Source organism: Streptomyces sp. A0592 (assembly GCF_004795115.1).
Classification (GTDB): domain Bacteria; phylum Actinomycetota; class Actinomycetes; order Streptomycetales; family Streptomycetaceae; genus Streptomyces; species Streptomyces erythrochromogenes.
This window is the reverse complement of sequence record NZ_SSBM01000018.1, coordinates 103841-116911: the sequence shown is the minus strand read 5'-3', so window position 1 is coordinate 116911 and position 13071 is coordinate 103841. Positions and strand designations below refer to the sequence as shown.

The 13071-nt window shown below is 71.1% G+C and carries 11 protein-coding genes and 1 pseudogene; 4 read left to right on the top strand and 8 right to left on the bottom strand.

Annotated elements, in window-relative coordinates:
• The first annotated feature begins 25 nt into the window (after positions 1–25).
• Together E6U81_RS24440 and E6U81_RS24435 are read left to right on the top strand one after the other, a co-directional pair.
• Positions 26–439 carry an arsenate reductase ArsC gene (locus E6U81_RS24440; RefSeq protein ID WP_136232235.1) on the top strand — a complete coding sequence of 138 codons (414 nt, stop codon included), beginning with the start codon at positions 26–28 and terminating at the stop codon, positions 437–439.
• 295 nt (positions 440–734) lie between these two features.
• Positions 735–2453 (top strand): GAF domain-containing sensor histidine kinase, encoded by a 1719-nt coding sequence (locus E6U81_RS24435; protein ID WP_136232234.1) that lies wholly within the window; start codon positions 735–737, stop codon positions 2451–2453.
• A gap of 14 nt (positions 2454–2467) precedes the next feature.
• Here the strand turns inward: E6U81_RS24435 and E6U81_RS24430 are convergent.
• Positions 2468–2710 (bottom strand): annotated as a pseudogene (locus E6U81_RS24430) (pyridoxamine 5'-phosphate oxidase family protein); the annotation flags it as partial.
• Positions 2711–2867: 157 nt separating this feature from the next.
• On the opposite strand from E6U81_RS24430, the gene E6U81_RS24425 reads away from it, so the two are divergent.
• On the top strand, positions 2868–3575 hold the full coding sequence (locus E6U81_RS24425; RefSeq protein WP_136232233.1) for a response regulator transcription factor: 708 nt from the start codon (positions 2868–2870) through the stop codon (positions 3573–3575).
• Between the two features lie 61 nt (positions 3576–3636).
• Here the strand turns inward: E6U81_RS24425 and E6U81_RS24420 are convergent, their stop codons facing one another.
• Positions 3637–4512: a universal stress protein gene (locus tag E6U81_RS24420; RefSeq protein WP_136232232.1), complete on the bottom strand. Its 876-nt coding sequence runs from the start codon at positions 4510–4512 to the stop codon at positions 3637–3639.
• 236 nt (positions 4513–4748) lie between these two features.
• Here E6U81_RS24420 and E6U81_RS24415 point away from each other — a divergent pair, with 236 nt between their 5' ends.
• Positions 4749–7109, top strand: coding sequence for a phosphoketolase family protein (locus tag E6U81_RS24415; RefSeq protein ID WP_136232231.1), 2361 nt, complete (start codon positions 4749–4751; stop codon positions 7107–7109).
• Positions 7110–7170: 61 nt separating this feature from the next.
• Here the strand turns inward: E6U81_RS24415 and E6U81_RS24410 are convergent, their stop codons facing one another.
• The 6 genes from E6U81_RS24410 to E6U81_RS24385 form a co-directional block, all read right to left on the bottom strand.
• Positions 7171–7992, bottom strand: a complete 822-nt coding sequence (locus E6U81_RS24410) for an ABC transporter permease subunit (RefSeq protein ID WP_136232230.1) — start codon at positions 7990–7992, stop codon at positions 7171–7173.
• Positions 7989–8906, bottom strand: a complete 918-nt coding sequence (locus tag E6U81_RS24405; RefSeq protein WP_136232229.1) for an ABC transporter ATP-binding protein — start codon at positions 8904–8906, stop codon at positions 7989–7991. The genes E6U81_RS24410 and E6U81_RS24405 overlap by 4 nt, the downstream gene beginning before the upstream one ends.
• A gap of 37 nt (positions 8907–8943) precedes the next feature.
• Positions 8944–9228, bottom strand: a complete 285-nt coding sequence (locus E6U81_RS24400) for a dsRBD fold-containing protein (protein WP_136232228.1) — start codon at positions 9226–9228, stop codon at positions 8944–8946.
• Positions 9229–9245: 17 nt separating this feature from the next.
• Positions 9246–11921 carry a cation-transporting P-type ATPase gene (locus tag E6U81_RS24395; protein WP_136232227.1) on the bottom strand — a complete coding sequence of 892 codons (2676 nt, stop codon included), beginning with the start codon at positions 11919–11921 and terminating at the stop codon, positions 9246–9248.
• Positions 11914–12441 carry a hypothetical protein gene (locus E6U81_RS24390; protein WP_136232226.1) on the bottom strand — a complete coding sequence of 176 codons (528 nt, stop codon included), beginning with the start codon at positions 12439–12441 and terminating at the stop codon, positions 11914–11916. Before E6U81_RS24390 ends, E6U81_RS24395 begins: the two co-directional genes overlap by 8 nt.
• A 111-nt stretch (positions 12442–12552) precedes the next feature.
• Positions 12553–13053, bottom strand: coding sequence for a flavodoxin domain-containing protein (locus E6U81_RS24385; RefSeq protein WP_136232225.1), 501 nt, complete (start codon positions 13051–13053; stop codon positions 12553–12555).
• Positions 13054–13071: the final 18 nt, after the last annotated feature.

Sequence of the window (13071 nt, the reverse complement as noted above, 5' to 3'; positions counted from 1 at the left end):
GCATACCTGCCTGGAGAAGAGACCCGTGTCCGAGAAGCCCTCCGTTCTGTTCGTCTGCGTCCACAACGCCGGCCGCTCGCAGATGGCCGCCGCATGGCTGACCCACCTCGCCGGTGACCGTGTCGAGGTCCGCTCCGCCGGTTCCGCCCCCGCGGCCTCGGTCAACCCGGCTGCGGTCGAGGCGATGCGCGAGGTCGGCATCGACATGTCCGCCCAGACGCCGAAGATCCTCACGATCGACGCGGTCAGGGCCTCGGACGTGTGCATCACCATGGGCTGCGGCGACACCTGCCCCGTCTTCCCGGGCAAGCGCTACCTCGACTGGAAGCTCGAAGACCCTGCGGGCCAGGGCGTGGAGGCCGTCCGCCCGATCCGCGACGAGATCAAGAGGCTCGTCGAGGACCTGATCGCTGAGATCACCCCGGAGCCCACAGCCTGAGCGACGTGCGCACGTTCGGGGAGGCCGCCAGCATTCCCGGTCTCCCCGAGCGGCCACCGACGCCGCCCTCTCGCAGAACTCTCACGAATGACCATCCGTGAGAGTTCTGCGAGAGCCCACGAAGTGATCACGTTTCCGCAGGTCGCCGTTCGCAAGAGCCCTCTTGGAACCCGCACGTTGCGCGAGGCGCTGCGGAAGCAGGGCCCCGCACTCGCGATCGTGCCCGCTCCCCGCCCCGCAAGGCCGGCTGTCGATACGCTGGCTCCGGACGGGGCGGGCAGCGAAGGGGAATCACGTGGGTGTGGGGGATCCGTTGACGCAAGTGCCTCGGCTGCGGCTGGACGAGCTGCTCGACGAGCTCCAAGCGCGTATCGACGCCGTACGCGGCACCCGCGACCGGGTGCACAGTCTGCTGGAGGCCGTCGTCTCGGTGGGCCGGGAGCTGGACCTGGCCCAGGTGCTACGCCGGATCGTGGAGGCAGCGGCCCTGCTCGTGGACGCCGACTACGGGGCGCTGGGGGTCATCGGCCCCGACGGCCGCACCCTGTCGCAGTTCCTGACCGTGGGGCTCGACGAGGAGGCCATCGCCGAAATCGGTCCCCTGCCGGCCGGTCACGGTCTGCTCGGGCAGGTCATCCACCACCCTGAGCCCTTGCGCCTCACCGATCTCGGCGCGCACACCTCGTCGTACGGCTTTCCGCCGCACCACCCGCCGATGCGCACGTTTCTCGGCGTGCCGATCCGGGTGCGGGACGAGGTGTTCGGGAACCTCTATCTGACCGACAAGCGGGGCGGCGTCGATTTCGACACCGAGGACGAGACGGTGATCTCCACCCTCTCGGTGGCGGCGGGCGTGGCGATCGACAACGCGCGGCTGTACGAGGCGTCGCAGCGCCAGCAGCTGTGGCTCAAGGCCAATGCGGAGATCACCGAGAGCCTGCTGTCGGGCAGTTCCCGTCCGGCGGTGCTGGAGCTCATCGCCCTCCGGGCCCGGGAGATCACGGGCGCCCGGATCTCGGACATCTCCATGCCGGTTCCCGGCGCCGAGGGGTTGTTCGTGGAGTTCGCGGCCGGTGCGGACAGCAAGGCCCGGCAGGCACTCGTCGTCCCTTTCGCGGGATCCCTCTCGGGAACCGCTCACCGGACCGGGCAACCCGTGGCGGTCGTTCACGCCTCGGACGACGACCGCTATCCGGCCGATGCCCAGACACAGGGCGGGCTGGGTCCTGCCGTCGCGGTCCCGTTGGGCACCGCCGGAGGAGAGAGCAGGGGCGTGCTCCTCCTCGCGCGCGCAGCCGGCGAGCCCGTCTTCGGCGAGAACGAGTTGGAGCCGCTCGTCGCCTTCGCGGGTCAGGCGGCAATCGCCTTGGAGCTGGCGGAGCGGCGACGTGACGCCGAGCAGATAGCACTGCTGGAGGAGCGCGACCGGATCGCGAGAGACCTGCACGATCTGGCCATCCAGCGGCTCTTCGCCACGGGAATGACCCTCCAGAGCGCCGCACGGCTCGTCGAGCACGAGGGGGCCGCCGAGCGCATCAGCCGTGCGGTCGACGACCTGGACGAGACAATCAAGATCATCCGGTCGACGATCTTCGGTCTGCGCACCAAGGACCGTGAGAGCGGACCGGGTCTGCGGGCCCGCGCTGCCCGGGCGGTCGGCGACGCGGCCACCACCCTCGGCCATCCGCCGCGTCTGAGCATGGAGGGCCTGCTCGACACGGACGTCCCGTCCGAGGTGGCCGACCACGTCATGGCGGCGCTGGGCGAGCTCCTGAGCAACGCCGCGCGCCACGCGGGGGCGACCAGGGTCGCCGTGGCCCTCAAGGCGGAACCGGGCGAGATCGTGCTGACGGTCTCCGACAACGGCAGGGGTATCCCGGTCCAGGGCCGCAGGAGCGGTCTGCTCAACCTCGACGACCGGGCGCGGAGCCTGGGCGGGTCCTTCACCGTGGACACCCCCGACGACGGGGGCAGCCGACTGGTCTGGCGGGCACCGCTCCCCACCGGGAGCTGAGGGGACCGACTCGATCATCCCCGGGCAGCCGTCTCCGGCAGCGTCCTCTCCGCTTCCAGCCGGAATCCGGTGACGAGGTCGGGGCGGATCCGCAGGGCTCGGGTCGTGGGGCGCCCCACCCAGGGACGCAGCAGGGAAGCGACCCGGGCCGCTTCGTCGGCGTCGGTCACCGGGCACGCGTAGCCGGTGATGACGACGCTCCAGCCGAGGTGGGTGACGGGATCGATGGCGTCCGCTCCGCAGGCGACGACCACACCGGCCCCCGCGCTGGGCCGAACATCCCCTTTCCCCGGGTGCCCCGTCGCGCGGGAAAGGGCCGGATGAGGGCCATCGGCCCTGTCCGTTCGGCCCCTTCGACAGGCAGGATGCGGGAGTTCGTCCTCCCAGGACGAACCCAGGCGAAGGAGTTGTGTCATGACCGACAGCGGTGGCCCTTCCCCCACCAGGACGCCGATCACGGTCTTCCTCCTCGACGACCACGAGGTCGTACGCCGAGGGGTGCACGACCTGCTGGACGCGGAGCCCGACCTGAACGTGGTCGGTGAGGCGGGCACGGCGGAACAGGCCCTGATCCGCATCCCCGCGCTGCGTCCCCAGGTGGCGGTCCTCGACGTACGGCTCCAGGACGGTGACGGCGTGAGCGTGTGCCGTGAGCTGCGCTCGCGGATGCCCGAGCTGGCCTGCCTGATGCTCACCTCGTTCGACGACGAGGAGGCCCTGCTGGACGCCGTGATGGCGGGCGCCTCCGGTTACGTGCTGAAGCAGATCACCGGAACCGACCTGGTCACCGCCGTCCGCACGGTCGCGGCCGGCCAGTCCATGCTCGATCCCGGAGCCACGACCCGGCTGATGGCCCGCATGCGCGGCGACGTCCCCAAGGAGGAGCAGGTCCCCGGTCTGCCCGGCTTCACCGACCGGGAGAAGGAGGTCCTCGTCCTGGTCAGCGAGGGACTCACCAACCGGGAAATCGGCAAACGGATGTACCTCGCGGAGAAGACAGTCAAGAACATCATCTCGCGCCTGTTCACCAAACTGGGCGTGGAGTGCCGCGTCCAAGCCGCCGTGATCGCCAGTCACACGCTGGTCCCGCCGAGCCAGCGCCCCGTCCCGTCCGCCGAATAGTCGACGGACCGGGCACGCTGTACCTCGGCGTGCCCGGCCCTCCGCCCTGACCCGGGCCGGATCAGGCGTGCGGGACCACGGCGACAGGACAGACCGCGTGGTGCAGGACGGCATGGGCCACGGACCCGATGTGCGCCCCCACCGCCGACTCGCGGACGCGGCGGCCCACAACGAGCAGCTGCGCGTCCGACGCGGCGCTGAGCAGCACCTGGCCACCGCTGCCCTGTTCCACGTGCGCGATGACTTCGACCGCCGGGTACTTCAGCCGCCACGGCTCCAGCGCCTGCTCCAGCGCGGCCTTCTCGTACGGCTCCAGGCCACCGAACTGGTCGGCGATCCACATCGACCCGGGACTGTAGCCGTAGACCGGCGGCAGGCTCCAGGCACGGACCGCACGGAGCGGCACCCTGCGTACCGCGGCCGCCTCGAAGGCGACGCGCAGCACCTCGGCGGACTCCTCCACGCCGCCCTGCTGTCCGACGACGACCTCGCCCTCTTCCGGCACGGCCACCGGCCTGCCGTGCGAGGAGCGCACGGAGACCACGGGGCACTCGGCGGCGGCGATCACCTGCCGACCGTATGAGCCGAGCAGGAAACCGACCAGGGCTCCGTACCCGCGCGAGCCGAGGACCAGGATCTCAGCGCCCTTGGCGGCGTGCAGCAGGGCCGGCACGGGCGCGTCGGAGAGCACTTCCGCGGTGAGGGCCAGCCCCGGGTACCGGCGGGTGAGCTCGCCCTCGACCTCCTTCAGGAGGTCGTCGGCGCGGCGCGCTTCGGTGTTGCGGTCCTGGACGACCGGGCCGGCGAGCGGCTGCCACAGCCAGGCATGGACCACGTGCAAGGGCAGGTCACGCCGTACGGCCTCCCGGGCGGCCCAGTCCGCCGCGGCCCGGCTCTGAGGGGATCCGTCCACTCCGACAACCAGGGTGTCCTTCACGAGTCTGTCCTCCGTACCGATGCCGGGGCATCGAGGGTCGGCCGTCAGGTCAGCGGCGCCGGCCGGGGGACCGGCACCGCTGACCTCACCCTCCCGGCTGAACGCCGTGGCACACAGGGGCCAACAGTCCCTCCCCCAGGGCCGGTCCTCCCCTCGCGGCGCCGACGCGGGGACGGCAGTGTGGAGGCGTCGGCTCAGTCGACGAACGTCCCGGACCGTCGTACTCAGGAGCGGGCATGACCTCGTACCCCATCTCGGAGCTCGACGCGCACTGGCGCGCAGCCAACTATCTGGCAGTCGGCCAGATCTACCTCATGGACAACCCGCTGCTCACCGAGCCGCTACGGCCGGAGCACATCAAGCCGCGGCTGCTCGGCCACTGGGGCACTTCCCCCGGCCTGAACCTCGTCCACACCCACCTCAACCGTGTGATCAAGGACCGCTCGCTCGACGCCCTGTGCGTGTGGGGTCCGGGCCACGGCGGTCCGGCCATCCTCGCCAACTCCTGGCTGGAAGGCACGTACACCGAGACCTACCCGGGCATCACGCGGGACGCGGTCGGCATGGGCGCGCTGTTTCGGCAGTTCTCCTTCCCCGGCGGCGTGCCGAGCCACGTGGCCCCCGAGACGCCCGGCTCCATCCACGAGGGCGGCGAGCTCGGTTACGCCCTCGCCCACGCCTACGGAGCCGCCTTCGACCACCCCGGCCTGCTGGTCGCCTGCGTCATCGGGGACGGCGAGGCCGAGACGGGGCCGCTGGCCGCGTCCTGGCACTCGAACAAGTTCCTCGACCCGGTCCACGACGGCGCGGTCCTGCCGATCCTGCACCTCAACGGCTACAAGATCGCCAATCCGACGGTGCTGTCCCGGATCCCTGCGGACGAGCTCGATGCGCTGCTGCGCGGTTACGGGCACGATCCGCTGTACGTGACCGGCAGCGACCCCGCCCAGGTCCATCACGCCATGGCCCGCGCCGTGGACCACGCCGTGGACCGCATCGCGCTCATTCAGCATGAAGCCCGGACAGCGGGTACCGGCACGCAGTGCGAGCGCGCACGCTGGCCGATGATCGTGCTGCGCACCCCCAAGGGCTGGACCGGCCCCGCGACCGTCGACGGCGACCCGGTAGAGGGCACGTGGCGGGCTCACCAGGTCCCACTGGCCGGGGTACGCGAGAACCCGGCGCACCTGAAGCAGCTGGAGGACTGGCTGCGCTCGTACCGGCCGCAGGAGCTCTTCGACGCCGACGGGCGCCCCACCGAGCAGGTCCTCGCCTGCCTCCCGCAGGGCGATCACCGCCTGGGCGCCGTCCCGTACGCGAACGGTGGCCGGCTGCTGCGGCCCCTCCCGCTGCCCGCTCTCGACACCTACGCCGTCCCTGTCGAAAAGCGAGGCAGCAGCCTCCACGAACCGACCCGCGTCCTGGGGCGCCTGCTGACCCAGATCATGCGCGACACCGCCGCGCGGCGGGACTTCAGGGTCGTCGGACCGGATGAGACCGCCTCGAACCGGCTGGACGACCTGTACGACGCCACCGGAAAAGCCTGGCAAGGCATGACGGAGACGACGGACCGCAACCTGTCCCGCGACGGCCGCGTCATGGAGATCCTGTCCGAACACGTCTGCCAGGGCTGGCTGGAGGGATACCTCCTCACCGGCCGCCACGGACTCTTCTCCACCTACGAAGCCTTCGCGCACATCGTCGACTCCATGGTCGGCCAGCACATCAAGTGGCTCAAGGCATCGCGCGAGTTGTCCTGGCGGGCCCCGATCGCATCTCTCAACTACCTGCTCACCTCGCACGTCTGGCGCCAGGACAACAACGGCTTCTCCCACCAGGACCCCGGATTTGTCGACCACGTCCTCAACAAGAGCCCCGAGGTCGTACGGGTCTACCTGCCGCCGGACGCCAACACCCTCCTCGCCGTGGCCGACCACGCCCTGAGCAGCCGCGATCAGGTCAACGTGATCGTCGCCGGCAAGCAGCCCTGCTTCGACTGGCTGCCGATCGACGAGGCCCGCACCCACGTGACGCGCGGTGCCGGCGTCTGGGAGTGGGCGGGAACCGACCACGGCTCCCGCGAACCGGACGTCGTACTCGCCTGCGCCGGTGACGTGCCCACCATGGAGGTGCTGGCCGCCGCGGCTCTGCTCCGCGAGCACCTCCCCTCGCTGGCCGTCCGCGTCGTCAACGTCGTCGACATCGCCCGGCTCATGCCCCACGAGGAACACCCCCACGGCATGACGAGTGCCGAGTACGACGCGCTCTTCACCACCGACAAGCCGGTGATCTTCGCCTACCACGGCTACCCGTGGCTCATCCACCGGCTGGCCTACCGCCGCACCGGCCACCCGAATCTGCACGTGCGGGGGTACAAGGAGTCCGGAACGACGACCACCCCCTTCGACATGGTCGTGCGCAACGACATGGACCGGTACCGGCTCGTGATGGACGTCATCGACCGCGTCCCTGGCCTGGCCGGCCGGGCCGAGGGGCTGCGTCAGGCCATGGCCGACCAGCGCATCCGCCACCACGACTGGATCCGCGAGCACGGCACCGACCTCCCGGAGGTCGCGGACTGGTCCTGGCCGTATTGAGGCCACCGCGGACTCGGGCACGGGGTCGGCCGCTGCTCCGGCCTCTCGACCGCAGCTGCGCTCACGGCGCGAGGTCTCGGCGTTGGAGCAGGAGGTGAGCCAGCAGGATGCCCAGCACTCCCGCTCCGACAAGGATCCCGAGCTGGGGCCAGAGCACGGCGCCTTTGGCCAAGGCGTCGCCCGGGGCGTAGTAGTGGAACGGGCTCAGGAACCTCAGCGGGGCTGCCGGGGCCCATGCCAGAGCGATGAAGTTGACGGCGAATCCCACGGCTCCGATCGCGATGGTCGCGCCGACCACCTGGGCCCGCCGTCGTCCCGCCGCCGATACGGCCATCGCCGGCCCGATCAGGCACAGGGCGAAGCCGAGGCCCATGACCCCGGCGGCGAACACTCCGCCGATCGGCACCGCCCGGTGGATGTCCGGCGACAGCGCCACCCCCACCGCGACCGTGACGGTCGCTGCCAGGTTCAGGGCCACGGCCGCGAGTACGAGTGCGGCCGTTCGTTCGGTCAGCAGCCGGGTGCGGCTGACCGGACGCACCATGACGAGTTCCACGGTTCCGGATTCCACGTCCGCTGCCACCGCGGCCGCGGCGAGCGAACCGATCGCGGTGAGCTGCATGGCGATGCAGAACGGGTGGGTGAGGCCGGCGCCCAGCAGCCCGGGGTAGCTGGCGATCGACACGTCGCCGCTGGACCCGCTGAAGGCCCGGTAGGCCGAGGGCGGTCCCTTCCCGTCCCCCGAGAAGAGCTGACCGGGCGGGATCGCGTTGGCGACCACGACGATGAGCGCCTCGAAGACGGCCATCCCGACGATCAGGGCGACCAGCATCCGGCGCCGCCGGTACAGGGCGAGCCACAACAGCGGCCACTGCCGTTTCACGGCTTCTCCCGCACGGCGCCGTTGCGATACAGGTCCATGAAGGCCTCGTCCAGCCCGGCTTCCTCCACCGTGACGTCGTCCACCGGCAGGCCGAGCAGTGTGCGCAGGGCGCCCACCACCTCGCTCGGGGGTACGAGCAGTTCCACCCGGCCCCCGTGCCAGCGCGGGGCCCAACGCTCTGCGTCGCCCAGTGGCCGTGCTCCCTGCCCGTCCGCGAAGGACAGCCTGATGCGTCGGGCACGGGCCTCGCGCAGGCCGGCGACGCTCTGGACCGTGACCAGTCGTCCGTCCCGGATGATCGCCACCCGCTCGCACGTGCGCTGCACCTCCGGCAGGATGTGGCTGGAGAGCAGCACGGTGCGTCCGTTGGCAGCCGCCTCGCCCAGCAGTGCGAAGAACGTCTCCTGGACCAACGGGTCGAGTCCCTCGGTCGGTTCGTCGAGCACCACCAGGTGCGGATCGTGCTGCATCGCCTGCACCAGCCCGAGCTTCTGTTTCATGCCCCGCGAGTAGCCCCCGACGGGGCGGGAGAGGACCGCGCGCGTCAGCTCCAGCCGGTCGCACAGCTCACCGCGGCGGGGCACAGGTGCTCCCTGGAGCGCGGACAGCAGATCGAGCGTCTCCGCTCCGGAGAGTTCCGGGTACAGGCGCAGTTCACCCGGCAGGTACCCCAGCTGTGGGGCCACCCGGCGGTGATCTGCGATGGGGTCCAGACCGAGTACTCTCACGCGTCCCTCACTCGGCCGGAGCAGCCCGGTCAGGCACCGCAGCGTGGTCGTCTTTCCCGCGCCGTTCGGACCGAGGAAGCCGAACACCTCACCTGGTTCCACAGTGAGGCTCAGGCGGTCGACTCCCATGACCGGCCCGTACCGCTTGGTCAGCCCGGTCAGCTCGATCGCCGGCCCGTCACCCATGGGTCCAGTCTGAGCCCACTGCCGCAGAGCCGCCCTCTCACCCAAGGTCGTAGGCCGTGAGGGGAGCGTGCTGCGGTGCGGCGCCCGCTGCTGCCATGTCTCCGTAGGCGGTGCGCTTGAGCTGTTCCGCCAGGTTCTCCAGTGCCCGGGCGGCCGCGAGTTCGTCGCCGATCTCGGGCACGTCCTTGTCCGCGGGGTTGCAGCGCGCGGTGCCGTGGCCCGTGAGACGGGTGGTTGCGGTGTCGAGTTCTACGCGGACCTTGGTCGCGTGGTCTTCCTCGAAGAGGTAGACGTGGGTCTTCCATTCGGTCGTGTGCGACATGGCATTCCTCCGGTGGGTCAAATGCGGTGGTGTCGGCGTCGGGCCCAGCGTCGGATCTCGTCGCTTCCCCAGACCAGCGGTGGGAAGACCGCGATGAGGAGGACGACGTCCAGCGGGAGGGCGGCGGTGCCGAAGAGGCTCTGGAGTGGCGGCGCGTACACGAGCGCCGCGGTGAAGACGAGTTCGAAGGCGATGCCGGCCAGCAGCAGCGGGTTGCTGAAGAAGCCGACGTCGCGCAGGGCCGCGTGGTCGGTTCGGGCGGCGATGGCCGTGCCGACCTGGCAGGTGACGATGCCCGCGAAGGTGGCGGTGGTCGCGGTGAGGTAGGCGTGGTGCAGGGGGGTCCCGGGTCCGGTGGGGTCGCCGGGGTGCCAGCCTGCGCGCCACAGGACATAGAAGAACGCGGTCATGACGAGGACCGCGGAGACGGTGCCGAGCCAGCCCCAGCTGCGCACGAGCATGTCCTTGTTGATCACGCTTTGGGAACTGGGCCGGGGCGGTCGGGACATGACCCCCGGCTCGGCGCGCTCACGGCCGAGGGCAAGGGCGGGAAGGGTCTCGGTACCCAGGTCGATGGCGAGGATCTGCAGGACGGTCAGCGGCAGCGGCACGGCCCCGGCGGAGAGGGCGAACACCAGGAAGGGCACGACCTCGGGGGTGAGGTGGGCAAAGATGTAGACGATGAACTTCCGGACGTTGTCGTAGACACGGCGGCCGGACTCGATGGCCGTGACGATGGTGGCGAAGTTGTCGTCGGTCAGGACCATGGTCGACGCCTCGCGGGCGACGTCGGTGCCCGAGAGGCCCATGGCCACGCCGATGTGGGCACGGTGCAGGGCCGGGGCGTCGTTCACCCCGTCGCCGGTCATGGCCACGATCTGGCCGTGCGCCCGGAGGGCATCGGCCACTTTCAGCTTGGTCTCGGGCGAGGAGCGGGCGAAGACGATCTCCGTGCCGTCCTGGCGGAGGAGGTGGTCCAGCTCGTGGTCGTCGATCGCCTCGGACTGGGCGATGACCTGCAGATTCGGTGTACCGATGCCGACGGCGCGGGCCACGGCGGCGGCGGTGGCACCGTTGTCGCCGGTGACGATGTGGACGGTGAGGCCCGCCTCGTGGCAGCGCCGGACCGCGGCGGCGACCTCGGGGCGCGGCGGATCGTACAGGCCGACCAGCCCGAGCAGGTGAAGGTCCCGCTCCACGGCCTGCCGCTGCGACATTGCAGCCGCCGTGTCGGACGGCAGTTCACGTACCGCGACGGCCAGCACGCGCATGCCGTCCGCGGCCAGGGTGTCGGCGGCGTCCTGGGCCTCCTCGGTGGGCTCTCCTGCGGCCAGTAGCGCCAGGACGGCCTCGGGGGCGCCCTTGACGATCACGCGGAGGCTGCCGGGTTCCCCGTCTTGGACCACAGACATGCGACGCAGGCGCGGGTCGAAGCGGAAGCAGGCTCGGCGGCGGGCGTCCCGGTCGGCCGGGTCGAGCGGCGCAGCATGTTGTGCGGCTCCTTCCACCAGCGCGATCTCGGTCGGGTCGCCGTGCAGCCGGCCGTCCCTCTCGCGGGTGACGGTCGTGCACTGGGCGGCGGCACGGACCAGTTCGGCGCCCTCCGAACCGCTCGCCTCCGGGTGGGGCGGAGTCCAGGTGGCGTGCAGGCTCATCCGGTTGCGGGTGAGGGTGCCGGTCTTGTCGGTGCAGATGACGTTGGTGGAGCCGAGGGTCTCCACCGCGCTCAGCCGCTTGACCACCGCGCCCTGCCGGGCGAGGACGCGGACGCCCACGGCGAGGGCGAGGGTGATGGTGGGCAGCAGTCCTTCGGGCACGTTCGCGACGAGCAGGCCGATGGCGAACATGAGCGAGTCGGTCAGCGGCAGGCCGACCGCCACTCCCGTCACGAGGAAGACGGCGCCCATGCCGACCGCGACCGCTGCGATCAGCCAGGCGACCTTCTTGACCTGCGTCTCCAGTGGACTCGGTTCGCGGCGGGTGCGCTGGCTGAGGGCAGCGATCCGGCCGAGTTCGGTGTGGTCTCCGGTGGCGAAGACGATCGCCTGCGCCTGCCCCTCGGTGGCGGTGGTGCCGCTGAAGACGAGGTTGGGCTCCTGCAGCAGGGAAAGGCCTTCCAGCCCCGGGCCGGCAAGACGCTCGACGGGGGTGGACTCGCCCGTCAGCATGGAAAGGTCGGCCTCGATTCCTCCCTCGGTCAGGCGGGCGTCGGCGGGTACCCGGTCGCCCTCGTCGAGGGCGATGAGGTCGCCGGGAACCAGCTCCCGCGCCGGGATGCGCTGTACCTGTCCGTCGCGGATCACCCGGGCCTGTGCGGGAAGGAATCGGGCCAGGGTTTCGACGGCCTTCTCGGCCTGCTGTTCCTGGACGAGGGCGAATCCGGCGTTGACGAGGATGACCGCGACGATCGCCCAGCCGAGCACCGGTATGGATGCGGTGAAGGCGAGGGCCGCCGCAGCCCACAGCAGCAGTGCCAGCGGGTGGACCAGTTGCCGCAGCAGTTCCCTCAGGACACTTGTCCGGGCGGTGCGGCGGACCTCGTTCGGGCCGTAGACGGCCAGCCGGCGTGCCGCCTCCCGGCTCGACAGGCCCAGAGGGCCGGTGTGCAGCTCGCGACGGAGCAGGGGAAGGGGTTCCAGGGGATCCGGCGCGGTGTCCGGCCCGAGGTCCGGGCCGGCGCCGGTGTCAGTCATCGCCGGCTCCCTGACCGGGGCGAAGGCGGCCGGACCAGAGGGGCTCGATGCTCGCCCACTCGGATTCCCAGGCCCGTATGCTGCGCGCGTCTACGATTCGCAGGCGCACCACGACGAGGGCGCTGCCTGCGAGCACGATCCCGGCCAGCGCTCCGGCGCCGACTCCGACCGCCTTCAGAGCGATGTCGGCCTGGCCGGGCGGCGCTGTGGCCGCACTGCCGTTCCCGTCGACCGACACCCGGACCGTGTCACCGTTCCGGGTTCCTGCCGGAACGGGAATGGTCGCCGTGTGCGGGCGCTGAGAGGGGTAGCGCCACGTGGCGCTCGCCACGGTGACAGGCCGGCTGCTCGGCTGGTCTCCCGCTCGGTAGGTGGCCTCGCTGACCGTGGTGGCCGTCACGGTGTGCCGGTGGCGCGCGATGTCCTCGGCAGCGCGGTTGCCGTCCGTCCAAGCGGCTCGTCCGAGGGCGACACCGGCGATGACGGCCAGGAGGCAGGTCAGCGCGAAGGCGGCATGCATTCGGGTCCGGGCGCGGTCGGCATCCCGCCTGAGCGGGTTGCCCCCCGTCCCTTGCGTCCGCTGTCGCATGGCACGCCTCCGTGCTGGTGCGTGCCGAGCAGGGCCGTCCCTTCAGGCGGCGACGAGCTCGGCGCTGATGTGGTGGGCCCACTTCTGGATCCGTTCGGGGTTGCGGAAATCGCCGCCCTTGCCCTGGCGGGTCAGTGCCTTGGCGAGGAATCCCGGGGTGTGGGCCGTGATGCTGCCGCCGAAGGTCATGTGCTCGCGCGCGCCGACCAGCTGCATCTCACGGGCGACGGCGGAGACCGGGGGGATGTCGTGTTCCTCGGCCGAGCGGTCGAGGGGGCCGCTGCTGAACATCCAGACCGGGCGGTGCCGAAGGGATTCGGCGTTGCGTGCTGCGCAGTGCTTGGCCTTGCTGCTCCAGTGGCCGGCGTAGAGGGCGCCGCCGAGGACGACGGCGTCGTAGGCGCGGACGTCGTGGACGTCGTCGGCGGGCAGCACGACGGCGTCGAGACCGTCCTCGCGGAGGGTCTTGCCGATCTGTTCGGCGATGCCTGCGGTGGCGCCGTGCTTGGTGCCGTAGGCGACCAGGACGCGCTTGGTGCTCATGGCGGGTGCTCCTTGATT

Bases quoted from the DNA above. Each gene is read 5' to 3' on its own strand.
- E6U81_RS24400 (WP_136232228.1), bottom strand. From the start codon at position 9,228: ATGTCGCACACGACCGAATGGAAGACCCACGTCTACCTCTTCGAGGAA.
- E6U81_RS24405 (WP_136232229.1), bottom strand. From the start codon at position 8,906: ATGGGTGACGGGCCGGCGATCGAGCTGACCGGGCTGACCAAGCGGTAC.
- E6U81_RS24385 (WP_136232225.1), bottom strand. From the start codon at position 13,053: ATGAGCACCAAGCGCGTCCTGGTCGCCTACGGCACCAAGCACGGCGCC.
- E6U81_RS24390 (WP_136232226.1), bottom strand. From the start codon at position 12,441: ATGCATGCCGCCTTCGCGCTGACCTGCCTCCTGGCCGTCATCGCCGGT.
- E6U81_RS24425 (WP_136232233.1), top strand. From the start codon at position 2,868: ATGACCGACAGCGGTGGCCCTTCCCCCACCAGGACGCCGATCACGGTC.
- E6U81_RS24415 (WP_136232231.1), top strand. From the start codon at position 4,749: ATGACCTCGTACCCCATCTCGGAGCTCGACGCGCACTGGCGCGCAGCC.
- E6U81_RS24395 (WP_136232227.1), bottom strand. From the start codon at position 11,921: ATGACTGACACCGGCGCCGGCCCGGACCTCGGGCCGGACACCGCGCCG.